Below are 20,629 nucleotides of genomic sequence, written 5' to 3'. Positions count from 1 at the left end.
CACGAAGGGCCCCCGAGGGGGCCCTGAGGGGCAGACGAGCCGGGCTGTACGCCGGGTTCTGTACCCCGGGACCTCGCGGTCGTCGGGGTGACGGCCATCCATCTAGGGCCGGCGTCGCCGCCGGCCTCGTGCGGTCTACCCGCGAACTCGGGCGAGCAGCCCTCGATCATTCGCGCAGGGACACCGGGGTGTCCCCTCTTGACCTTGCTCCGGGTGGGGTTTACCTAGCCGCCTGAGTCACCTCAGGCGCTGGTGGTCTCTTACACCACCGTTTCACCCTTACCGTGGGCCGAGGCCCCCGGCGGTCTGTTCTCTGTGGCACTGTCCCGCGGGTCACCCCGGGTGGCCGTTAGCCACCACCCTGCTCTGTGGAGCCCGGACGTTCCTCGGGGGGATCCGAAGACCCCCACGCGGCCGCCCGCCCGGCTCGTCTGCCGTGCCGACCATGCTACCTGGCGGGACGGAGCCGGAGGGACGGAGCCGGCGGGACGGCGCTTGACCTTGTCGTAGCGTCAGGGTTTCTACTGAGGTCATGCGTATCGGAGAGATCGCCGCCCTGGTCGGGGTCACCCCCCGCGCGGTGCGGCACTACCACCGGCTGGGTCTGCTGCCCGAGCCCGAGCGGCTGCCCAACGGCTACCGGGAGTACGGCATCCGGGACGCGGTGCTGCTCGCGCGGGTGCGGCGGCTGACCGAGCTGGGGCTCGGGCTCGACGAGGTGCGCGACGTGCTCGCGGACGACGAGGGGCGGGAGCTGGTGGAGGTGCTGGAGGAGCTGGACGCGGACCTCGCACGCCAGGAGGCGGTGATCCGCGCGCGGCGGACACGGCTCACCGGGCTGCTCGCCGAGGCCAGGGCCGGGCGGATCACCGCCGAGGGGCCGGTCTCGCCGGAGCTGGCCGCGCTGCTCGCCGGGGTCGGCGAGCTGCCGGACTCGCCGATGGCCGTGAAGGACCGGGAGATCCTCGCGCTCCTCGACACCGTCGTGCCCGAGGAGGAGCGCGCGCGGCTGATGGAGCTGATGCACGAGGTCGCCGGGAGCGCCGGGCACGTGTACGGGCTCCTCGACGCGCTGGCCGGCGCCCCGGTGGACGACCCCCGGGTCGAGGAGGCCGCGCGGGCGCTCGCCGGGGCGCTGCCGGACGGGATCGGCGGCTTCGAGCTGCCCGCGGAGGGATCCGGCGGGCTGGCGGACGTGTTCTTCGCGGATCTCGCGCCCGCCCAGGCGGCCGTCGTGCGGCGGGCGCTCGGGCTGGTCCAGGAGCGGCAGGAGGGTGGCGGTCATGGCGGGCGGTGAGCGGGGGCCCGTGCTGCGGGTGCTGCGCGGGGTGGCGTACGCGGCGCTCCCGGCCGAGCTGGTGGTCCTGGTGCTGCTGCTCGGCGGGGTGCGGATACCGGGGGCGGTGCTCGCCGGCGCGGAGCTGGTCATGGTCGCGCTGCTCGCCGCCGAGGCGGTGGTGTGGCTGCGGCTGCGGCGGCGCGGTCTCTCGCGGCGGGAGGCGCTGGCGGAGCTCGTGCCGGAGCGGGTGCTGCGGCTGATCGGGCACGAGCTGGCGCTGATGGCGAGCCTCGGGCGGTGGGTGGCGCGGCGGCCGCACGGGACGGCGGGCGCCGCGGGGGTGTTCCCGCACGCCCGGGACCAGGCCGCCCTCATGTACGGCTTCGCCTTCGTCTGCCTGGTCGAGACGGCCGGCATGTCGTGGCTGCTGGCGGAGTGGCCGGTGGTCCACGCGGTCGTCCTCGTCCTCGACGTGTACACCGTCCTCTTCGTCCTCGGGCTGCACGCGGCCTCCGTCACCCGGCCGCACGTGCTCGCCGGGGGCCGGCTCCGGGCCCGGCAGGCCGCCCACGTGGACGTGTCCGTCCCGCTGGACCGGATCGCGGCCGTGCGCCGCGAGAACCGTTTCACCCACGAGAAGAAGGACGGCGAGCTGAACCTCGCGGTCGGGTCGCAGACCTCCGTCACCCTGGAGCTGAGCGAGCCGGTCGACGTCGTCGGGCTGCTCGGCCGGGTCCGGCCCGTGACGACCGTCCGGCTGCACGCCGACGACCCCGGGGCGCTGTACGCGGCGGTGCGCGACGCCGTCGCGCTCACGCGGGCGCGAACAGCACCTTCGCCCGCCCCGGATCCGCTTCCGCGAGCCTGACCCGCAGCCACTCCCCCAGCGGCAGCGCGGCGGTGCCGCCCGCGACCCGGGCGACGACCGCCGGGTCGTCGACGTGGACCGTGCCGACGGACGGCTCCCGCTCCTTGACGTCGATCACGTACGCGTCGAAGAGCTCCCCGACCCGGCCGCTGAGCAGCGCCGCCTCGACGATGTCGACGCTCTCCCGCTCCACGGTGTTGGCGCGGCGCGAGCCGGCCGCCATGGTGTCGGGCAGGCCGGGGAGCGCGGCCCGCACCCACTCGGGCGGCTCGTTCCCGGCCACCGCCGCCACGCACAGTTCGGAGGCGTACCGGTCGACGAGCCGGCGCAGCGGCGCGGTGCAGTGGGTGTACTCGTCGGCGACGGCCGCGTGGACGGCCGGGTCGGGGAGCTGCCCGTCGGTGAAGACGGTGTAGCCGGCGCCGCGCAGCAGGGCGGTGCACTCCTGGAGGAAGGCGGCCTGGCGCGGATCGGTGGGGTCGGCGTTCCTGACCACCTCCGCGTACGGCACGTGGTGCGGCCAGGCGACGCCGAGCGCCTCGGCGGAGCGGCGCAGCCGGGCGACGGCCCCGTCGGGGGCGACCGGCAGGGTGCGCAGGATGCCGGTGCCGGCGGCGGTCATGAGGTCGGCGGCGGCCATGCCGGTGAGAAGGGAGATCTGCGCGTTCCACCCCTCGGCGGGGACGGGCGCGCGGTAGGCGAGCGTGTAGGTGTGGTCGCCGGGGAGCTCGACGATCTCCTGCTCCGGCACGTCGAGGGAGATCCCGCCGCGCTCGATCTCGCGCTCCTCGCGGAGCCGGCCGATGTCACGGAGGAGGGCGAGGGGCTCCTCGGCGGTGCCGGAGTCGATGAGCCGCTGGACGCCCTCGTAGTCGAGCTTGGCGCGGCTGCGGACGAGGGCGCGGCGCAGGTCGGTGGCGACCCTGCGGCCCTCGGCGTCGAGGTCGATCCGCCAGAGGAGGGCGGGCCGGGTCTCGCCGGGCAGCAGGCTGGCGGCGCCCTCGGAGAGGACCGGCGGGTGGAGGGGGACCTTGCCGTCGGGGAAGTAGAGGGTGAGGACCCGGCGGTGGGCCTCGGCGTCGAGCGCCCCGCCGGGCGCGACGAAGGCGGCGACGTCGGCGATGGCGTAGTGGACGCGGTAGCCGCCGTCGGCCCGCCGGGCCAGGTGCATGGCCTGGTCGAGGTCGGTGGAGGCGGGCGGGTCGATGGTGAGGAACGGCAGGTCGGTGGCGTCGTACGCGGGGAGGCGCGGGTTCTTCGCGGCGGCCTCGGCCTCGGCGAGGACGGCGGGCGGGAAGCCCTCGGGGACCGCGAGCTCGGTACGGAGTGCGCGCAGGGCGGCCCGCAGCGGAGCCTCGGCTGCGCCGGTCACGTGGATGTGGCGGCGGGGCATGGAACCGAGCGTAGGGCGGGGGACGGTGCCCGGCACCTCGTACGCTGGCATGCCGGGGCCGCATCCCCGTTCCCGTCCGCATGAAGGAGAACCACCGTGCTCGTGCTGCTGCCGCCCTCCGAAGGCAAGGCCCCCTCCGGGTCCGGGGCGCCGCTCAAGCCGGAGTCGCTGTCGCTGCCCGGGCTCGCGGAGGCGCGGGCGGCCGTCCTGGACGAGCTGGTCGAGCTGTGCGCCGCCGACGAGGAGAAGGCGCGCGAGGTGCTGGGCCTGAGCGAGGGGCTGCGCGGCGAGGTCGCCAAGAACGTCGGGCTGCGCACGGCCGGCGCCCGCCCGGCCGGGGAGATCTACACCGGTGTGCTGTACGACGCGCTGGGCCTGGCCACGCTGGACGCGGCCGCCCGGAAGCGGGCCGGGGCCTCGCTCCTCGTCTTCTCCGGGCTGTGGGGCGCGGTGCGGGTGACGGACCGGATCCCGTCGTACCGCTGCTCGATGGGGGTGAAGCTGCCGGGGCTCGGCGCGCTGGGCGCGCACTGGCGCGGGGCGATGGCCTCGGTGCTGCCGGAGGCGGCCGGGGACGGTCTGGTGCTGGACCTGCGGTCGTCGGCGTACGCGACGGCGTGGAAGCCTAAGGGCGAGCCGGCGGCGCGGACCGCGACGGTGCGGGTGCTGCACGCGCCGACCCGGAAGGTGGTCAGCCACTTCAACAAGGCGACGAAGGGCCGGATCGTGCGGAGCCTGCTGGAGGCGGACGCGGCCCCGGGCACGCCGGCGGAGCTGGTGGAGGCGCTGCGGGACCTCGGGTACGTGGTGGAGACGGGCGCGAAGGCGGGGGCCCTGGACGTGCTGGTGGACGAGATCCACTGAGCCGCCGTTGCATTCTCCGCAACGGTCGTTGCGTGCGCTGGGGGCGCTGGGCAGGATGAGGCCATGCTCAGCACCCCCGGTCTCTTCGCGCTCGCCCCGCACGCCCCCGTCGTCCCGGTCGTGGTGATCGAGGACGCCGCCGACGCCGTGCCGCTGGCCCGCGCCCTGGTCGCGGGCGGGCTGCCGCTGATCGAGGTCACCCTGCGCACCCCGGCCGCGCTCGACGCGGTGCGGGCCGTCGCGGCCGAGGTGCCGGAGGCGGTGGTCGGCGCGGGGACGGTGGTCTCGGCGGCCGGCGCGGCCGGCGCGGTGCGGGCGGGCGCGCGGTTCCTGGTGAGCCCGGGGTGCTCGGGACGGCTGCTCGGGGCGCTGCGGGAGTCGGGCGTGCCGTTCCTGCCGGGCGTCTCGACCGCCTCCGAGGTGCTCGCGCTGGTCGAGGAGGGCGTCACGGAGCTCAAGTTCTTCCCGGCCGAGGCCGCGGGCGGCGTCCCGTATCTGAGGTCCCTGGCGGGTCCGCTGCCGCAGGCCCGTTTCTGTCCGACGGGCGGTGTCTCGGCCGCCTCGGCCCCCGCCTACCTCGCCCTGCCGAACGTCGCCTGCGTCGGCGGCACCTGGATGCTGCCGCCGGACGCGCTCGCGGCCCGCGACTGGGGCCGGGTGGAGGCGCTGGCGCGGAAGGCGGCCGGGCTGCGGACGGCCGGGACCGCGGCGGGAGCCGGGGGAGCTACCCCCGGGGCGTGAGCCGGACGCCGAGGTGGTCGGTCACCGGGCGGTAGCCGAGGCGCCGGTAGAGGGCGTTGCTGGTGGGGTTGGCGAGGTCGGTGAAGAGGAGGACGTGCGCGGTCCCGGCGTCGAGGGCGGCGCGGCTGATCGCGGTGGTGGCCCCGGCGGCGTAGCCCCGGCCGCGCTCGGCGGGCGGGGTGTAGACGAGGTGGACGCGGGCCTGGCCCTCGATCGTGCGGGAGACGGCGGCCATCGACACCGCCTGTCCGCCGGGCGCCTCCCAGAGGTGGAGCCGGCCCTCGCTGACGCGCTCGGTGAGGAAGCCGGTGTAGTCGGCCGCGGGTTCCTCGCCGATGGCGCGGACGAAGGCCGTGGTCCAGGCGCCGAGCAGCGGGAGGTCCGCCTCGGTCGCGGGCCGGGAGCGGCCGGCCGGGGCCGGGTCGGGCGGGGTGAGCTCGCCGAGCCGGAAGAGCCGCATCCGCGCGAGCGGGGTCGCGGCGCGGCCGGTGGCGTCGAGGTACGCCTCCACCGCCGCGGTCTCGCCGCGCACCTCCAGCGGCTCGTCGCCGTCGGGCAGGACCAGCGCCCGGGCCGCCTCGTCGGGCATCGCGCCCAGGGACGGCATGCCGGCCGGGGACTCGGCGAGGACCCCGGTGACGGTCCCGTCCGGCGCGGTCCACCAGCCGAGCCGTTCCGCCCCGTCCATCAGGGTCAGCACGGCGGTGTTGCGGGCCGGTTCGGCGGCGAGACGGGCGCCGGCTGCGGCGCGGAAGACCTCCGGGTCGGAGGTGAAGTGCCAGCTCATGCCGGGATGGTGGTCCAGGGGCGGGGGTGTCCGCCACCGGTTTCCCGGACATCAGCGCCGGAGGTGCGAGGTGTCGTTGAGGAGCCGTACGGAGGCGTTGCCGTCCGCGTAGTAGGCGACGGCGGAGAGCGAGGCGGCGGACAGCTCCATCTTGAACAGGGACTCCGGCGGGGCGCCGAGGGCCAGCCTGACCAGGGTCTTGATGGGCGTGACGTGGCTGACGAGGAGGACCGTGCGGCCCGCGTGGGCGGCGGCCAGCCGGTCGCGGGCGGCGGCCACCCGGCGGGCGACGGCGGCGAAGCTCTCTCCGCCGCCGGTGGGCGCGGCCTTCGCGGAGGCGAGCCAGGCGTCGAGGTCCTCGGGGTGGCGGGCGCGGACCTCGGCGAAGGTGAGGCCCTCCCAGGCGCCGAAGTCGGTCTCGCGCAGCCCGGGTTCGACGACGACGTCGAGGCCGAGGCGGGCGGCGACGGCCTCGGCGGTCTGGCGGCAGCGGACCAGCGGCGAGCTGACGATGTGCTGGACGGTGCCGCGCGCGGCGAGCGCCTCGGCGACGGCGGCGGCCTGGCGGCGTCCCGCCTCGGACAGCTCGGGATCGCTCCCCCCGCTCCCGGAGAACCGCTTCTCGGGCGTGAGCGCCGTCTCCCCGTGCCGGAGGAGGACGAAGGTGGCGGGGGCGGCCATGTCCGGCGGCGCGGCGGCCGCGGGCGCCTGGGCGGCGGCCGAGGGCGTGGGGGCCGCGGCCGCGGGTGTCTGTGCGGCGGCCGAGGGCGTGGGGGCCGCGGCCGCGGGCGTCTGTGCGGCGGCCGGTGCCGGCGCGGGCTCGGCGGCGGACGGGTCCTGGGGGGCGGTGCCCGGCACCGGGGGCTGTGCCCACCCGTTCCCCACGGCCGCGCCGGCGCCGCCCGCCGCGGGCGGGGTCGCGGCGGCACCGGCGGCCGACAGGGCCGCACGGGCGCGGGCGGCGCCCGCCGCCGCGTCGCCGGGCGGGCCGGACGGGGGCGGCGCCGCCGCGTTGCGCGCGGCCGCGCCGTCGCGGGCGGACGGCGTCCACTGCTCGCCGCGCCGGCCCGCGTCCATCGCCTCGTTCGCCAGCCGGTCGGCGTGCTTGTTGCGCTCGCGGGGGATCCACTCGTAGGTGACCCGGTCGCGCGGGAAGGCGCGGGCGGCCTCCGCCGCCAGCGGCTTCATGTCGGGGTGCTTGATCTTCCAGCGGCCCGACATCTGCTCGACGACGAGCTTGGAGTCCATCCTGACCCGGACCGTGGCGTCGGGCGCCAGGTCCAGGGCGGCGCGCAGGCCCGCGATGAGGCCCTTGTACTCGGCGACGTTGTTGGTGGCGACGCCGATGTACTCGGCGGCCTCCGCGAGCGTCTCGCCCGTGGCCGGGTCGAGGACGACGGCACCGTAACCGGCGGGTCCGGGGTTGCCCCGGGAGCCGCCGTCCGCCTCGACCACGAGCGCGCGCATTACAGGCCGGACTCCGCCGTGCGGACGAGGATCCGGCGGCAGTTCTCGCAGCGCACGACGGTGTCCTTGGCGGCGGCGCGCACCTCGTTGAGCTCGGTGATGTTGAGCTCGATGTGGCAGCCCTCGCACTTGCGCTGGTAGAGGCGGGCCGCGCCGACGCCGCCCTGCTGCTCGCGCAGCTTCTCGTACAGCTTGATGAGGTCGGCGGGGACGGTGCCGGCGACGACCTCGCGCTCCTTGGCGACGCCGGCGGCCTCCTCGTCCAGACCGGACTGGGCGACGTCCCGGCGGCCGGTGGCGTCGTCGACCTTGGCCTGGACGGCGGCGGTGCGCTCGGTGAGCTCGGCGACGCGCTCCTGGGCGGACTCGCGGCGCTCCATCACCTCCAGGACGATCTCCTCCAGGTCGCCCTGGCGCTTGGCGAGCGAGGTGATCTCGCGCTGGAGGCTCTCCAGGTCCTTCGGGGAGGAGACGGCGCCGGAGTCGAGCCGCTGCTGGTCGCGGGCGGCGCGCTGGCGGACCTGGTCGACGTCCTGCTCGGCCTTGGTCTGCTCGCGGGAGCAGTCGCTCTCCTCGGTCTGCGCGGCGACGAGCAGGTCGCGCAGCTGGGTGAGGTCCTTGGTCAGCGCCTCGATCTCCGCGTGCTCGGGCAGCGCCTTGCGCTTGTGGGCGAGCTGCTGGAGGCGGACGTCCAGGGCCTGGACGTCGAGGAGGCGGATCTGGTCGGCGGGCGCGGCGTTCAGTTGGGGGCTCCAGGAGAGGTGTGGTGGGAGGACCAGGGGTCGGTGACCGTCTTCGAGACGTGGACCCGGAGGTCCCAGCCATGGCGGTCGGAGATCTCGTCGAGCTGGGCGGCGGCCAGCTCGCACCAGGGCCATTCGGTGGCCCAGTGGGCGGCGTCGACGAGACCGAGCGGAGAGTGCTGGGTGGCCTCGGAGACGGGGTGGTGGCGCAGGTCCGCGGTGAGGAAGGCGTCCACCCCCGCGGCCCGCACGGCGTCGAAGAGGCTGTCGCCGGAGCCGCCGCTGACGGCGACGCGGCGGACGGTCATCTCCGGGTCGCCGGCGACCCGGACGCCCTGCGCGGTGGCGGGCAGCCGCTTCGCGGCGCGCGCGGCGAACTGCGCGAGGGTCTCCGGCTGGTCGAGCTCGCAGATCCGGCCGAGGTTGTTCTCGGGGACGAGCGGACCGGTGACGCGGAGGTCGAGGGCGCCGGCGAGGGCGTCGGAGACGCCGGGGTCGGCGGTGTCGGCGTTGGTGTGCGCGACGTGCAGGGCGATGTCGTGCTTGATCAGGGTGTGCACGACGCGGCCCTTGAAGTGGCCCGCCGCGACCGTCGTCGTCCCGCGCAGGTAGAGCGGGTGGTGGGTGACGATCAGGTCGGCGCCGAGGGCGACGGCCTCGTCCGCGATCTCCTGGACGGGGTCGACGGCGAAGAGGACGCGGGTGACCCCGGCGTCGGGGTCGCCGCAGACGGTGCCGACGGCGTCCCACTGCTCGGCCCGCTGGGGCGGCCAGAGGGCGTCGAGCTCGGCGATGACTTCAGACAGACGGGGCACGGAGGAAAGGCTACCTGTCCTCCGTGCCCCGCCGTCCTGGCCCGTGGACGACCGGGCGTCCCGGTGTCCCTACTTCTTCACCAGGTCGGCGCGCAGGTCGTCGAGGACGCTGTTCGCCGCGGTGACGCCGAGGCCGAGGTACCAGGTCTCGTCCGGGACGTCCTTGGCCTGGCCGGCCTTGACGGCCTTGAGGTTCTTCCAGAGCGGGTTGCCCTGGGCGGCGTCCTTCTTGGTCGCCTTGGCGTCGCCGTAGACGCCGGTGAAGATCCAGTCGCCGTCGGCCTGGTCGATCTTCTCGGGGCTGATCTCGGCGGCCAGCTCGTCGATCTGCTGGTTCTTCGGGCGGGGCAGGCCGGCGTCCTCCAGGATGGTGCCGATGAACGACGCCTTCGCGTAGAGGCGGATCTTGCCCGGGAGGTAGCGGACCATCGAGACGACCGGCTTGTTCGGGCCGACGTCCTCGCCCAGCTTCTTCGCCTTGGTCTCGTAGGCGGCGAGCTTCTCCTTCGCCTCGGCGGTCCTGTCGAGCGCGGCGGCGTTGAGGAGGTAGTTCTCCTTCCAGGTGAAGCCCGGGCGGATGGAGAAGACGGTCGGCGCGATCTTCGACAGCTCGTCGTACTTGTCGGCGGCGCGCAGCTGGCTGCCGAGGATGAGGTCGGGCTGGAGGTTGGCGATGGCCTCCAGGTTGAGGTTGTTGATGGTGCCGACGGACTTGGGGGCGCCGGCGTCCTTCGCGAGGTAGCCGGGGATGCCGTCGTCGCCCTCGGAGGGGGCGTAGCCGACGGGCTGGACGCCGAGGGAGACGACGTTGTCGAGCTCGCCGACGTCGAGGACGACGACCCGCTTGGGGGCGGCCTTGAGCTCGCTCTTGCCCATGGCGTGGGTGAGGGTGCGGGGGAACTGGCCGGGCTTCGCGTCGGTGCCCAGGGCGGCGGTCCTGGCGGCGGCGTCGCCGAAGTCCTTCCCGCCGGTGGCGACGTCCTTCTTCTTCGCCGTGTCCTCCTTCGTGGAGGCGTCGGACGAGTCGCCGCCTCCGCAGGCCGCGAGGGAGAGCGCGGCGGCGAGGGCGACGGCGGCGGCGGTGCCGCGGCGGCGGAGGGACATCGGGAGGGCTCCTCTTCGATGGCGGACGTCGAGGTGGGACGACGGACGGGCGGCTCACGGCGGAGTCACAGAATCCGCTTAGGTTCGCCTTACCTTACGTACCCCTGGCCCCGTCAGCACAATCGGCCCCTCCGCTCAATGGAACCCGCGGACCGCCATCCTTATGTGTGAAGTGCGGGGGCTCGTGTTGTTCGGCTGGAAGTGCGAAAACTAGCTTCGTGGCCGGAGGTGACGAGTCGATGACAGCGTGTGCCATCGAGACCACGGCCGAGGACGGCGACCGCGAGAGGACGGCCGTCCGCCCCGCGGCGGGATTCGCGATCACGGCGAACGGCGCGTACGGGGCCAGGCTCGCGGGCTCCGGGGACGCCCTGTACGCGGAGCGGTGGACGCTCGACGGCCCGGAGCCGTACGCCGTCCCGCTCCCGCTGGACCAGCCCGAGGAGCCGGACACCCGGCTGCTGCCGCTGGCCGACGGCCGGGTCCTGGTGTGCCGCCGGGTGGACGGACGGCGCCACACCTTCTCGCTGCTCTACCCGACGGGTCCCGGCACCGGCGAGCTGCGGCTCGGCTCGGTGGAGGCCCCGGGCCCGGGGCGCGTGGAGCTGCTGCCGCCGTCCCCGGACGGCATCTGCGCGTACGCGATGCACGCCGGCCCGGACTCCACCACGCTCTGGCTGGTGGCGGGCGGGGCCTTCGGCCCGGAGCGGGTCGCGGAGCTGCCGGGGCACTGCGCGGGCGGGGTCTGGCTGGACCGCACCGGGCGGATACTCGCCCTCGACCGGCGGCTCGGCGACGGGCCGGTGAAGACGGTGGCGGTGGACCTGGAGCGGGGCGGCGAGGTGTCGCCGCTGCTCCAGATCACCGGGGCGAGCCACGACCGGCTGCTGCTCGCCGACCCGGACAGCGGGCTGCTGCTGATCCGTTCGGACGCGCCGTCACCGGGGCACGAGCGGCTGGGCTGGGGGGTGCTGGGGAGTCTGCTGCCGGTGCGGTTCCCGGAGTGCCTGCGGCTGGACGACGCGGCGGTGACGCCCTTCGCGATCCAGCCGGGGCAGGTGCTGATGCCGGAGAGCTGCGGGGTGGCGCTGCGGATCGACGCGGCGGGCGGCAGCTGGGTCGGCCTGTGGCGGCCGTCGGGGCGGCGGATGCAGCAGGTGGCGGCGCCGCCCGGGTGGGTGGCGGGGGCGGGGACCTGGTCGCCGGAGGGGATACTGCGGCTGCCGTGCTCGACGGAGGAGCTGCCGTGCGCGCTGGCCGGGCTCCCGGTGCCGCGGGAGGCGGATCCGGAGCCGGGAGCGCTGGCCGGGCTCCCGGTGCCGCGGGAGGCGGAGCCGGAGCCGGGCGCGCGGGCGGCGGAGACCGCCGCGGCGCCGTCGGCGGGGGCCGGCGGGGAGCCCGGGCCGCCGCGCGCCTGCCGGCCGGTGCCGCTCCAGCAGGCGCCCCTGACGGACCGTAAACCCGCTGGTTAGACTCACCGCCGCACCACAGCACAGCACAGCACAGCACGTTCCAACGGGGTGAGTACGTCCATGACGCAGAACAGCACGGAGGCGACGCAGGAGTCGCAGGACACGGGTGCCGGACGGCACCGCGGTTCGGCCGCGGCGGCGGAGGAGTCCTCCTCCGCCCCGCACGGCCGGCACCGCCGGGAGGCGGACGAGCGCTAGCGCTCGCACGCGCGCGTGACGAAGGGCCCCGGGGGATCCGCTCCCCCGGGGCCCTTCGTCTCCCCTCCCCCTCCGTGACGGTCCGGCGCTTCCCGGCGCCGTCACCCCCCGGGGCCGGTTCAGCCCTTCTTCAGCCCCAGGACCTCGGAGGCCGCGAAGGTCTCGCCGGGCGGGCGCTCGGCGAAGTACGGGGTGAGCAGCCCGTCCAGTTCCTCGAAGCCGAAGGCTTCCTTGGTGGTGTCGAACTTGGCCGCCACCCGGGGCCGTTCGACGACCGCGACCATCCCGCCGTGGACGACGAGCAGCTGTCCGTTGACCCGGGCCGCCGCCGGGGAGGCGAGGTAGCCGACGAGCGGTGCCACGTGCTCCGGCGACAGCGGGTCGAGCTCGTCCTCGGCGGTGGGCTCGGCGAAGCCGGCGAAGACGTCCTCCGTCATGCGCGTGCGGGCGCGGGGGCAGATGGCGTTGGCGGTCACCCCGTAGCGGGCGAGGGCGAGCGCGGTCGAGGTGGTGAGGCCGACGATGCCGCCCTTGGCCGCCGCGTAGTTGGGCTGTCCGGCCGAACCGGCGAGGAACGCCTCGGAGGAGGTGTTGACGATCCGGCCGTAGACGCCGGCCTCCCCCGCCTTGGACCGTCCGCGCCAGTGCACGGCGGCGAAGTGGGTGGTGTTGAAGTGGCCCTTGAGGTGGACGCGGACGACCGAGTCCCACTCGTCCTCGCTCATCGAGAAGACCATCCGGTCGCGGAGGATGCCCGCGTTGTTGACGAGGACGTCCAGCTTGCCGAACTCGGCGACGGCCAGGTCGACCAGGCTCCGCGCGGTCTCGAAGTCGGAGACGTCGCCGAGGTGGGCGACGGCGCGGCCGCCGGCCGCGGTGATCTCGGCGGCCACCTCCTCCGCGGGGGTGGCGGACGCCTCCCCGGAGCCGTCCCGGCCGGGCTGCCCGTAGTCGTTGACGACGACGGCGGCGCCGAGCCGGGCCAGTTCGAGCGCCTCGGCGCGGCCGAGCCCGCGCCCGGCGCCGGTGACGATCGCGCTGAGCCCCTCTAGAGGCAGTGACATGTCCGGTTCCTCTCAGATCTCGATGCAGGTACGGAGGGACGCGCCGGTCCGCATCTGCTCCAGGGCGTCGTTGATGCCCGCGAGCGGGACCCGGTGGGTGATGAGCGACTCCAGGTCGATGCGGCCGGCCCGCCAGAGCGCGATGGCCCGCTCGTACGACCGGAGCACGTCGCCGCCGCCGTACATGGAGGGCAGGATCCGCTTCTCGTCGAAGAACAGCTCGAACATGTTGAGCTGGAGGTTGTCGTCCATGGCGCCGGCGCCGACCACGCAGAGGGTGCCGCCGCGCCGGGTCGTCTCGTAGGCGGTGCGGGCGGTGGCGGACTTCCCGACGACCTCGAAGACGTAGTCGAAGCCCTCGCCGGCGGTGATCCGCTGCTTGGCGTCGCCGAGGGCCTCGGGGGCGACGGCCTCGGTGGCGCCGAAGCGGAGCGCGGCCTCGCGGCGGGACTCGACGGGGTCGACGGCGACGATCTGGGCGGCGCCCTGGAGCCGGGCGCCCTGGATGGCGGAGATGCCGACGCCGCCGCAGCCGATCACGGCGACGGACGAACCGGCCTCCACCTTGGCGGTGTTGATGGCGGCGCCGAGGCCGGTGGTCACCCCGCAGCCGATGAGGGCGGCGATGTCGAAGGGCACGTCGTCGGGGATCGGGACGGCGCAGCCGGCGTCGACGACGACCTCCTCGGTGAAGGTGCCGGTGCCGGCGAAGCCGAAGACGTCTCCGCCGGGGCGCTTGAAGTTGGGGGTGCCGGCGTTCATGAAGCCGGCGAGACAGAGCTGGGTCTGGCCGCGCCTGCAGGCGGCGCAGGTGCCGCAGGCGGGGAGCCAGCAGAGCAGGACGCGCTGGCCGGCCGAGAGTCCGGTGACGCCGTCGCCGACGTCGAGGATCTCGCCCGCGCCCTCGTGGCCGGGGATGAACGGCGCCGGCTGCGGCAGGACGCCGTTCATGGCGGAGACGTCCGAGTGGCACAGGCCGGTGGCCCGTACCCGGATCCGCACCCTGCCGGGGCCGAAGCCCACCGCCTCGACGTCGTCGAGGACTTCCAGTTTGTCCTGGCCGATCTCGTGCAGTACGGCTGCGCGCATGGTGCGGCTCCCCTCGTTCGAGGTGGTGGGTCGGGTCAGGAGTGCTCGACGACGGTGTCGGCGAGCACGGGTGCGTCGTCGCGCTCCACGGCGGTGACGGTCGCCTGGACGCGGCCCTCGCCGGCCCACATCCGGATGCGCAGGGTCTCGCCGGGGAAGACGATCCCGGCGAAGCGGGTGCGGTAGGCGCGGACGCGGGTGACGTCGCCGTCGAGGAGGGTGTCGACGACGGCCTTGAGGGTCATGCCGTACGAGCAGAGGCCGTGCAGGATCGGGCGGTCGAAGCCGGCCAGGGCGGCGAACTCGGGGTCCGCGTGGAGCGGGTTCCAGTCGCCGGAGAGCCGGTAGAGGAGGGCCTGCTCCTCGCGGACCGGACGCTCGACGGTCTTGTCCGGCTCGCGGTCGGGCACGTCGAGGCGCTCGGACGGGCCGCGGTCGCCGCCCCAGCCGCCCTCGCCGCGGACGAAGATCTGGGCGTCGGAGGTCCACAGCGGGCCGTCGGCGTCGGCGGCCTCGGAGCGCAGCACGAGGATGGCGGCCTTGCCCTTGTCGTACACGGCGGCGACGCGGGAGGTGGAGACGGCCCGGCCGCCGGTGGGCAGCGGTCGGTGGAGGGTGATCGACTGGCCGCCGTGGAGGACGGCGGCGAGGTCGATGTCGATGCCGGGGGCGGAGAGCCCGCCGACGACCCCCATGCCGGCGCCGGCGACGGTGGCGAAGCTGGGCAGCACGTGGAGCCGCGATTCGAGGGTGTAGCGCAGCTCGGCGGGGTCCGTGGCGGGGCTGCCGGCCCCGAGGCCGAGGTGGTAGAGCTGGACGTCCTTGTGGTCCCAGGCGATCTCGGCGCTGCGGGGTTCGGCGGCGAGGGCCTTGGCGGGGTCAATGGGCATCGACTTGCTGCTCCTTGGAGGTCCTTGGAGTGGAAGACCTCGGCGCGACCGTCCGCACCGTCGGTCACGCCGAGGCCGTGCGGGAACCGTTCCGTACGCGCCCTTCTAGAACGCGTTCCAGTTCGGTGTCCCCCATGTATAGCGGAGGGCCGATGGGTTGGGAACCCTCGCACGCCACACTTCTGACGGTACGTCAGACACTTGTGCGCGGGTAGCCGGCGACGTCCGCCCAGGACTTTTGTCACGGCCGGATCCGTACGCGGACGCCTGCCGCGGCGGGCCCGCCCCTCCGTAGCGTCGAGGCATGACGAACGAACCCGCGGCCGTCCTCGCGACGGTCACCAAGACGTACGGCTCCGTCCGCGCGGCGGACGGCCTCGACCTCACCATCCGGCGCGGGGAGACCGTCGCCCTGCTGGGGCGCAACGGCGCCGGGAAGTCGACCGCGATCGGCCTGCTCCTCGGCCTCGACACCCCCGACAGCGGCCGGGCCGAGCTCTTCGGCGACCCGCCCGCACGGGCCGTCGCCGCGGGCCGGGTCGGGGCGATGCTCCAGGAGGGCCGGCCGGCCCCCCGGGTCACCGTCCGCGAGCTGGTCGGGTTCGTCGCCGGCACCTACCCCGAGCCGATGCCCGTCGCCGACGCCCTCGCCCTCGCCGGGCTCACCGCCCTGGCCGACCGCCGGGTGGGCGGGCTCTCCGGCGGCCAGGCCCAGCGGGTCCGGTTCGCCGTCGCGCTGGCCGGCAACCCCGGGCTGATCGTCCTGGACGAGCCGACCTCCGCCCTCGACGTCGAGGCGCGCGGCGTGTTCTGGGCGGCGATGCGCGGCTACGCCCGGCGGGGCAACACGGTCCTGTTCTCCACCCACTACCTGGAGGAGGCCGACGCCTTCGCCGACCGGATCGTCGTCCTCGACGGCGGCCGGATCGTCGCCGACGACACCCCGGAGCGGCTGAAGCGGACGGCCGGCGGGGCGCTCGTCGCCGTGGACCTGGCCGGCGCCCCGGCCGCCTTCCTCTCCGGGCTGCCCGGAGTGACGGAGGTGGAGGTCCGCGGCGACCGCGCCCGGCTGCGCACCGACGACTCCGACGCCACCGTCCGGGCCCTGGCGGCGCGGGACGCGATCCACGGCCTGGAGGTGGCCCCGCTCTCCCTCGACGACGTCTTCCTCGGCCTCACCCGGGGCCACGCCACCGACCGGACGCGCCCCGCGCGGGAACTGGAGCCGAACCGATGAGCACCGCCCTGTCCACCACGACCGCGTACGCCCGCCTGGAGATCCGCCGCACCCTGCGGGACCAGGGCTTCGTCATCTCCACCCTCGGCGTCCCCGTCCTGATGTACCTGCTCTTCACCAACCTCGGCGGGCAGGACGACCCCGCCTTCAGGACCGGCGCCATGGTGGGCATGGCCGCGTACGGCGCGCTGGGCGCGGCCCTCTCGCTCGGCGGCGGCGTCGCCGAGGACAAGTCGACCGGCTGGCTGCGCCAGCTGCGGGTCACCCCGATGACCCCGCGCCGGGTGGTCGCGGGCCGGGCCCTGACCGGCGCGGTGGTGGTGCTGCCGGCGATCACGGCGGTGATGCTGGCGGGCGGGCTGGTCAACGGCGTGCGGATGCCGCCGCTCCAGTGGGTGGCGGTGGCGCTCGCGCTCTGGCTGGGCTCGCTGCCCTTCACCCTGCTCGGCCTCGGCAACGGCTACCGGCTGACGCCCCAGGCGACCGGGGCGGTGAACGTGGCGTGCAACCTCGGTCTGGCCGTCGTCGGCGGCCTCTGGTTCCCGGTGTCGCTCTTCCCCGGCTGGCTGGCCGCGCTCTCCTCCTGGACCCCGACCCACCGCTTCGCCGAGGTGGGGACGGCCCTGGCCGGCGGAGACGCGCCGCCGGCGGCCGCGCTGCTGGTGCTCGCCGCCTGGACGGCGCTCTTCGGGGCGTACGCGGCGGTCTCGTACCGTCGTTCCGCACGGACCGTGTGACCGGAGGGGCGGGGGCGGCATGAGGACCTGGTGGCGGAAGCGGTGCGCGGCCCGGGAGGAGCGCGGGCCGAGCGGGATCAGCCTCCTGCCGTGGCTGCTCCTGGGGGTGGGCGCGCTCGCGCATCTGACCAGCGGTGAGGCGGCCCGGCCCTGGCTGGGCCTGCTCGGCCTGGTGACCTTCAACTCCCTGTACATCGCGATCGTCTTCCGCGCCTTCGCGCCCTCGCTCCGCGACTCCCGCACCACCCGTGTGCTGCTCGGCGCGGCCGTCCTGGTCTCCTTCGCCCTCGCGATCGGCTACGGCCGGGAGTGGCTGCTGCTCTTCCCCCTCCTCGGCCTGGCGCTGGGCGCGGTGGTGCGCGGCGGGAGACAGCTGCGGCGCACCGCCGTCCCCCTGGTCGCCGCCGTCGGGGCCGTCACCGTCTGGCGGGACGGCTGGGACTCGCTCGGGATCGTGTACGGGACCTTCATCTCGGTCATGGTGACGGCGGCGATCCTCGCGCTCAACGAGACGGTGCGGGAGCTGCGGGAGACCCGGGAGGAGCTGGCGCGGGCGGCGGTGGAGCAGGAGCGGCTGCGCTTCTCGCGCGACCTGCACGACCTGCTCGGCCACACCCTGTCGGTGATCGTGGTGAAGTCGGAGGCGGCCCGGCGGCTCGCGCCGCGCGACCTGGACGCGGCGCTCGGGCAGATCACCGACATCGAGTCGGTGGGCCGGCAGGCGCTGACCGAGATCCGGGAGGCGGTCACGGGCTACCGCGAGGGCAGTCTCGGCACGGAGCTGGACCGGGCGCGCGACGCGCTCGCCTCGGCCGGCGTGGAGCCGGTGGTGCGGCGGTCGGGGCCGCCGCTGGAGCCGGCGGAGGAGGCGCTGCTCGGCTGGGTGGTGCGGGAGGCGGCGACGAACGTGGTGCGGCACGCGCGGGCGACCCGGTGCGAGATCGCGGTGGAGAGCGGCCCGGAGCGGGTCCGCCTCACCGTCACCGACAACGGCCGCGGCCCCTCCCCCGCCGCCTCCGGCAGTGGCCTGCGCGGTCTGTCCGAGCGGCTCGCGGCGGCCGGCGGCACCCTCGCCGCGGCCGCGGCCCCGGACGGCGGCTTCCGTCTGGCGGCGGAGCTGCCGGCGGGCCGGACCGTGCTCGCTCCGTCCGGCGCGCAGGAGCCGCCCGCTCTAGGCTTTCGGTCGTGAACGAGATGCCGCGGGACCACCGGCCGGTCAAGTCCATCCGGGTCCTCCTCGCCGAGGACCAGGGGATGATGCGCGGGGCGCTCGCGCTGCTGCTCGGGATGGAGGCGGACATCGAGGTCGTCGCTCAGGTCGGGCGGGGGGACGAGATCGTGGACCGGGCGCTGCTCGCCCGGCCCGACGTGGCGCTCCTCGACATCGAGCTGCCGGGGCGGTCGGGGCTCGACGCGGCGGCGGAGCTGCGCGACGAGGTGCCGGACTGCCGGGTGCTGATCCTGACGACCTTCGGCCGGCCGGGGTATCTGCGGCGGGCGATGGAGGCGGGGGCGGCCGGGTTCATGGTGAAGGACGGGCCGGTGGAGGAGCTGGCCGAGGCGGTCCGGAAGGTGCTGCGCGGGGAGACGGTGGTCGATCCGGCGCTCGCGGCGGCGGCGCTCGGCGCGGGGCCCAACCCGCTGACGGCCCGTGAGCGGGAGGCGCTGTCGGCGGCGGTGGACGGGGCGACGATCGCGGACATCGCGGGGCGGCTGCACCTGTCGGAGTCGACGGTGCGGAACTACCTGTCGTCCGCGATCGGGAAGACGGGCACCCGGAACCGGCTGGAGGCGGCCCGGGCGGCCCGGCAGCAGGGCTGGCTGTAGGGCCGGCCGCGGGACCCCCGCGGGAGGCGCGGGTCGCCTCAGGGGGCTGTGCCGCCGGGGCGGACCAGGCCCGTCTCGTAGGCGAGGATCACCAGCTGGGCGCGGTCCCGGGCGCCGAGTTTGGCGAGGGCCCGGGTGACGTGGGTCTTGGCGGTGAGGGGGCTGATGACGAGCCGTTCGGCGATCTGGTCGTTGGAGAGACCGGTGGCGATCAGGCGGGTGACCTCCCGTTCGCGCGCGGTGAGGACGTCGAGGCGTTCGGGGGACTCGGCGGGGGTGACCGGGCGGTGGGCGAACTGCTCGACCACCCGGCGGGTGGCGCTCGGCGAGAGCAGGGCGTCGCCGGCGGCGACCGCGCGGACGGCCTGGCGCAGGTCGTCCGGTTCGATCTCCTTGGTGAGGAAGCCGCTGGCGCCGGCGCGGAGGGCCGCGAAGACGTACTCGTCGGTCTCGAAGGTGGTGAGGACGATGACCCGGCACCCCGTCAGGTCCGGGTCCCCGGCGAGGGTGCGGGTGGCGGTGAGGCCGTCGGTGCCGGGCATGCGGATGTCCATGAGGACGACGTCGGGGCGGACGGCGCGGGCGGTGCGGACGGCCTCGTCACCGGTGCCGGCCTCGCCGACGACCTCGATGTCCTTGGCACGGCCGAGGAGACTGCGGAAGCCGGCCCGCACCAGGGCCTGGTCGTCGGCGAGGAGCACCTTGATCGTCATGAGGGGAAGCCTGGCACGGGGACGACGGCCCGGACCAGCCATCCGGCCCCGGCCGCGGTCCCGCCGCCGGTTCCGTCTCCCGCCCCGGCCCCGTCACGAGCCCCTTCTCCGGCCCCGTCTCCGGCACCGTCCCCCGGCCGTCCGGCGGTGAGTTCGCCGCCCAGCGCGTGGACCCGCTCGGCCATGCCCCGCAGCCCGTGGCCGGGGGCGGGCGCGGGGCCGGCGGCCGGCCGCTCGGGCGGACGGCCGTCGTCGGCGACGGTCACCTCGACGCGGCCGCCGCCGATCCGGACGGTGACCTCGGCCCGCGCGGCACCGGAGTGGCGGACGGTGTTGGTGAGGGCCTCCTGGACGACCCGGTGGACGGCGAGGGAGACCGGGGCCGGGACGGCGGCGGGGTCGCCGGTGGTCTCCAGCCGGATGTCGAGGCCGGGCGTGCGCATCCGGTCGACGAGGGCGGCGAGCTCCGGAAGTCCGGCGGCGGGCTCCTCCGGGGCCGCGGACGGGGACTCCCCGGGTGCGCGCAGGACGTGGACGAGGGAGCGGAGGTCCCGTACGGCGGCGGTGCGGACCTCCTGGGCGGTGGCGAGGGCGGCCCGGGCCTCCGCCGGGGAGTCGTCCAGGGACTCGGTGGCGACGCGGAGCTGGAGGCCGACGACGGTGAGGGTGTGGCCGACGACGTCGTGGAGTTCGCGGGCGATCTCCAGGCGGGCCTCGGCGATCCGCCGGCCGGCCTCCAGGTCGCGCTCGCGGGCCTCCCTGAGCAGGCGGGCGTCGCGTTCGGCCCGCCAGCGGAGGCGGTCGCGGTGGGCGGTGGCGGCGGCGAGCAGCAGCGCCAGCCACAGCGCCTCGGCGCCCAGCGAGGCGAGGGCCTCGCGGGGCCCGGTGCCGAGCGTCGTCACCTCCCAGCCGGCGGCGAAGGCGAGTTCGGTCAGGCCGACTCCGGCGGCCCACGGCAGTCCGGGGCGGCCGGGGCGGTCGTCGGCGGCGAGGCAGGCGTACGCGGCGGAGACCGGCCAGATCCAGCCGAGGTCGGTGAGTCCGGAGGTGCGGAAGACGAGGACGGCCTGCACGGAGAGGAGCAGGACGGCGAGCGGCCACCGGCGGCGGCCGAGGAGCAGCAGGCCCAGCCAGAGGGCGAGCGGCAGGGCGCCCGCCGCGTCCAGCCGGCCGCCGAGGCGCGCGGTGCCCGCCAGGACGGCGACGACGGTGCCGGCGGCGAGGAGCGCGTCGACGGGGCGCACGGCCCGCGCGACCCCCCGCAGCGCGCCGGCGGCACGGCCGGTGGCGGTGGAGCGGGCGCGGCCGGTGGCGGCGGCGGGGGCACTCGGTCGGTCCATC

Annotated in this window: 21 protein-coding genes and 1 other RNA gene; 10 read left to right on the top strand and 12 right to left on the bottom strand. The window is 75.7% G+C overall.

Features of this window, described 5'->3' with window-relative positions; translation table 11 throughout:
* Positions 1-31: 31 nt before the first annotated feature.
* An RNA gene (gene rnpB, locus ACFVU3_RS34855) (RNase P RNA component class A) lies at positions 32-430 on the bottom strand.
* Between the two features lie 102 nt (positions 431-532).
* Between rnpB and ACFVU3_RS34850 the strand changes: the two genes are divergently transcribed.
* Positions 533-1,297, top strand: a complete 765-nt coding sequence (locus tag ACFVU3_RS34850) for a MerR family transcriptional regulator (RefSeq protein WP_390072733.1) — start codon at positions 533-535, stop codon at positions 1,295-1,297.
* Complete coding sequence (locus tag ACFVU3_RS34845; RefSeq protein ID WP_390072732.1) at positions 1,284-2,147, top strand: hypothetical protein; 864 nt, start codon at positions 1,284-1,286, stop codon at positions 2,145-2,147. Before ACFVU3_RS34850 ends, ACFVU3_RS34845 begins: the two co-directional genes overlap by 14 nt.
* On the opposite strand, the gene ACFVU3_RS34840 is transcribed toward ACFVU3_RS34845, so the two are convergent.
* A complete protein-coding gene (locus ACFVU3_RS34840) occupies positions 2,092-3,540 on the bottom strand; it encodes an RNB domain-containing ribonuclease (RefSeq protein ID WP_390072730.1) in 1,449 nt (482 codons plus the stop codon). The genes ACFVU3_RS34845 and ACFVU3_RS34840 overlap by 56 nt on opposite strands.
* 96 nt (positions 3,541-3,636) lie before the next feature.
* On the opposite strand from ACFVU3_RS34840, the gene yaaA reads away from it, so the two are divergent.
* Positions 3,637-4,404: a peroxide stress protein YaaA gene (yaaA, locus tag ACFVU3_RS34835; RefSeq protein ID WP_390072729.1), complete on the top strand. Its 768-nt coding sequence runs from the start codon at positions 3,637-3,639 to the stop codon at positions 4,402-4,404.
* Positions 4,405-4,467: 63 nt separating this feature from the next.
* Positions 4,468-5,145: a bifunctional 4-hydroxy-2-oxoglutarate aldolase/2-dehydro-3-deoxy-phosphogluconate aldolase gene (eda, locus tag ACFVU3_RS34830; protein WP_390072727.1), complete on the top strand. Its 678-nt coding sequence runs from the start codon at positions 4,468-4,470 to the stop codon at positions 5,143-5,145.
* On the opposite strand, the gene ACFVU3_RS34825 is transcribed toward eda, so the two are convergent.
* From ACFVU3_RS34825 to ACFVU3_RS34805, 5 genes are all read right to left on the bottom strand, one after another.
* On the bottom strand, positions 5,129-5,932 hold the full coding sequence (locus ACFVU3_RS34825; protein ID WP_390072725.1) for a GNAT family N-acetyltransferase: 804 nt from the start codon (positions 5,930-5,932) through the stop codon (positions 5,129-5,131). The two genes, eda and ACFVU3_RS34825, sit on opposite strands and share 17 nt — an antisense overlap.
* 51 nt (positions 5,933-5,983) lie before the next feature.
* Positions 5,984-7,399 carry a bifunctional RNase H/acid phosphatase gene (locus tag ACFVU3_RS34820; protein WP_390072723.1) on the bottom strand — a complete coding sequence of 472 codons (1,416 nt, stop codon included), beginning with the start codon at positions 7,397-7,399 and terminating at the stop codon, positions 5,984-5,986.
* Positions 7,399-8,142 (bottom strand): zinc ribbon domain-containing protein, encoded by a 744-nt coding sequence (locus ACFVU3_RS34815; protein ID WP_390072788.1) that lies wholly within the window; start codon positions 8,140-8,142, stop codon positions 7,399-7,401. The genes ACFVU3_RS34820 and ACFVU3_RS34815 overlap by 1 nt, the downstream gene beginning before the upstream one ends.
* Positions 8,139-8,957 carry a Nif3-like dinuclear metal center hexameric protein gene (locus ACFVU3_RS34810; RefSeq protein ID WP_390072721.1) on the bottom strand — a complete coding sequence of 273 codons (819 nt, stop codon included), beginning with the start codon at positions 8,955-8,957 and terminating at the stop codon, positions 8,139-8,141. The genes ACFVU3_RS34815 and ACFVU3_RS34810 overlap by 4 nt, the downstream gene beginning before the upstream one ends.
* Before the next feature lie 69 nt (positions 8,958-9,026).
* A complete protein-coding gene (locus tag ACFVU3_RS34805) occupies positions 9,027-10,061 on the bottom strand; it encodes an ABC transporter substrate-binding protein (RefSeq protein WP_390072719.1) in 1,035 nt (344 codons plus the stop codon).
* 239 nt (positions 10,062-10,300) lie between these two features.
* Between ACFVU3_RS34805 and ACFVU3_RS34800 the strand changes: the two genes are divergently transcribed.
* Both ACFVU3_RS34800 and ACFVU3_RS34795 read left to right on the top strand, forming a co-directional pair.
* On the top strand, positions 10,301-11,533 hold the full coding sequence (locus tag ACFVU3_RS34800; protein WP_390072717.1) for a hypothetical protein: 1,233 nt from the start codon (positions 10,301-10,303) through the stop codon (positions 11,531-11,533).
* Positions 11,534-11,593: 60 nt separating this feature from the next.
* On the top strand, positions 11,594-11,731 hold the full coding sequence (locus ACFVU3_RS34795; RefSeq protein ID WP_390072715.1) for a hypothetical protein: 138 nt from the start codon (positions 11,594-11,596) through the stop codon (positions 11,729-11,731).
* Positions 11,732-11,850: 119 nt separating this feature from the next.
* On the opposite strand, the gene ACFVU3_RS34790 is transcribed toward ACFVU3_RS34795, so the two are convergent.
* From ACFVU3_RS34790 to ACFVU3_RS34780, 3 genes are read right to left on the bottom strand one after another with little or no spacing between them, the layout of a single operon-like run.
* Positions 11,851-12,795, bottom strand: a complete 945-nt coding sequence (locus tag ACFVU3_RS34790; RefSeq protein ID WP_390072713.1) for a 3-oxoacyl-ACP reductase — start codon at positions 12,793-12,795, stop codon at positions 11,851-11,853.
* Between the two features lie 12 nt (positions 12,796-12,807).
* Positions 12,808-13,884 (bottom strand): Zn-dependent alcohol dehydrogenase, encoded by a 1,077-nt coding sequence (locus ACFVU3_RS34785; RefSeq protein ID WP_390072711.1) that lies wholly within the window; start codon positions 13,882-13,884, stop codon positions 12,808-12,810.
* 35 nt (positions 13,885-13,919) lie between these two features.
* Complete coding sequence (locus tag ACFVU3_RS34780; protein WP_390072709.1) at positions 13,920-14,774, bottom strand: MaoC/PaaZ C-terminal domain-containing protein; 855 nt, start codon at positions 14,772-14,774, stop codon at positions 13,920-13,922.
* Between the two features lie 304 nt (positions 14,775-15,078).
* Between ACFVU3_RS34780 and ACFVU3_RS34775 the strand changes: the two genes are divergently transcribed.
* Genes ACFVU3_RS34775 through ACFVU3_RS34760 form a run of 4 tightly spaced genes read left to right on the top strand, consistent with a single transcriptional unit; the run spans position 15,079 to position 18,575 of the window.
* A complete protein-coding gene (locus tag ACFVU3_RS34775; protein ID WP_390072707.1) occupies positions 15,079-16,011 on the top strand; it encodes an ATP-binding cassette domain-containing protein in 933 nt (310 codons plus the stop codon).
* Entirely contained in the window at positions 16,008-16,748 is a 741-nt protein-coding gene (locus ACFVU3_RS34770) for an ABC transporter permease (RefSeq protein ID WP_390072705.1), read from the top strand. Before ACFVU3_RS34775 ends, ACFVU3_RS34770 begins: the two co-directional genes overlap by 4 nt.
* A 19-nt stretch (positions 16,749-16,767) precedes the next feature.
* On the top strand, positions 16,768-17,937 hold the full coding sequence (locus tag ACFVU3_RS34765) for a sensor histidine kinase (protein WP_390072703.1): 1,170 nt from the start codon (positions 16,768-16,770) through the stop codon (positions 17,935-17,937).
* Positions 17,938-17,942: 5 nt separating this feature from the next.
* Complete coding sequence (locus tag ACFVU3_RS34760; RefSeq protein WP_390072786.1) at positions 17,943-18,575, top strand: response regulator; 633 nt, start codon at positions 17,943-17,945, stop codon at positions 18,573-18,575.
* 38 nt (positions 18,576-18,613) lie between these two features.
* Here the strand turns inward: ACFVU3_RS34760 and ACFVU3_RS34755 are convergent, their stop codons facing one another.
* On the bottom strand, positions 18,614-19,288 hold the full coding sequence (locus ACFVU3_RS34755; protein ID WP_390072701.1) for a response regulator: 675 nt from the start codon (positions 19,286-19,288) through the stop codon (positions 18,614-18,616).
* Positions 19,285-20,628, bottom strand: a complete 1,344-nt coding sequence (locus tag ACFVU3_RS34750; protein WP_390072699.1) for a sensor histidine kinase — start codon at positions 20,626-20,628, stop codon at positions 19,285-19,287. Before ACFVU3_RS34750 ends, ACFVU3_RS34755 begins: the two co-directional genes overlap by 4 nt.
* Between the last annotated feature and the right edge of the window lies 1 nt (position 20,629).

The sequence above is a fragment of the Streptomyces sp. NPDC058052 genome (assembly GCF_042885515.1).
Taxonomy (GTDB): Bacteria; Actinomycetota; Actinomycetes; order Streptomycetales; family Streptomycetaceae; genus Streptomyces.
The sequence above is the reverse complement of the archived record's forward strand: the minus strand, read 5'-3'. Positions and strand labels throughout refer to the sequence as shown.

Excerpts from the sequence above, each read along its gene's own strand:
- ACFVU3_RS34840 (WP_390072730.1), bottom strand. The coding sequence starts at position 3,540 with ATGCCCCGCCGCCACATCCACGTGACCGGCGCAGCCGAGGCTCCGCTG.
- ACFVU3_RS34760 (WP_390072786.1), top strand. The coding sequence starts at position 17,943 with ATGCCGCGGGACCACCGGCCGGTCAAGTCCATCCGGGTCCTCCTCGCC.
- ACFVU3_RS34770 (WP_390072705.1), top strand. The coding sequence starts at position 16,008 with ATGAGCACCGCCCTGTCCACCACGACCGCGTACGCCCGCCTGGAGATC.
- ACFVU3_RS34850 (WP_390072733.1), top strand. The coding sequence starts at position 533 with ATGCGTATCGGAGAGATCGCCGCCCTGGTCGGGGTCACCCCCCGCGCG.
- ACFVU3_RS34775 (WP_390072707.1), top strand. The coding sequence starts at position 15,079 with ATGACGAACGAACCCGCGGCCGTCCTCGCGACGGTCACCAAGACGTAC.
- ACFVU3_RS34780 (WP_390072709.1), bottom strand. The coding sequence starts at position 14,774 with ATGCCCATTGACCCCGCCAAGGCCCTCGCCGCCGAACCCCGCAGCGCC.
- ACFVU3_RS34765 (WP_390072703.1), top strand. The coding sequence starts at position 16,768 with ATGAGGACCTGGTGGCGGAAGCGGTGCGCGGCCCGGGAGGAGCGCGGG.
- ACFVU3_RS34800 (WP_390072717.1), top strand. The coding sequence starts at position 10,301 with ATGACAGCGTGTGCCATCGAGACCACGGCCGAGGACGGCGACCGCGAG.
- ACFVU3_RS34805 (WP_390072719.1), bottom strand. The coding sequence starts at position 10,061 with ATGTCCCTCCGCCGCCGCGGCACCGCCGCCGCCGTCGCCCTCGCCGCC.
- eda (WP_390072727.1), top strand. The coding sequence starts at position 4,468 with ATGCTCAGCACCCCCGGTCTCTTCGCGCTCGCCCCGCACGCCCCCGTC.
- ACFVU3_RS34750 (WP_390072699.1), bottom strand. The coding sequence starts at position 20,628 with ATGGACCGACCGAGTGCCCCCGCCGCCGCCACCGGCCGCGCCCGCTCC.
- ACFVU3_RS34790 (WP_390072713.1), bottom strand. The coding sequence starts at position 12,795 with ATGTCACTGCCTCTAGAGGGGCTCAGCGCGATCGTCACCGGCGCCGGG.
- ACFVU3_RS34785 (WP_390072711.1), bottom strand. The coding sequence starts at position 13,884 with ATGCGCGCAGCCGTACTGCACGAGATCGGCCAGGACAAACTGGAAGTC.
- ACFVU3_RS34825 (WP_390072725.1), bottom strand. The coding sequence starts at position 5,932 with ATGAGCTGGCACTTCACCTCCGACCCGGAGGTCTTCCGCGCCGCAGCC.
- ACFVU3_RS34845 (WP_390072732.1), top strand. The coding sequence starts at position 1,284 with ATGGCGGGCGGTGAGCGGGGGCCCGTGCTGCGGGTGCTGCGCGGGGTG.
- ACFVU3_RS34820 (WP_390072723.1), bottom strand. The coding sequence starts at position 7,399 with ATGCGCGCGCTCGTGGTCGAGGCGGACGGCGGCTCCCGGGGCAACCCC.
- ACFVU3_RS34755 (WP_390072701.1), bottom strand. The coding sequence starts at position 19,288 with ATGACGATCAAGGTGCTCCTCGCCGACGACCAGGCCCTGGTGCGGGCC.
- ACFVU3_RS34795 (WP_390072715.1), top strand. The coding sequence starts at position 11,594 with ATGACGCAGAACAGCACGGAGGCGACGCAGGAGTCGCAGGACACGGGT.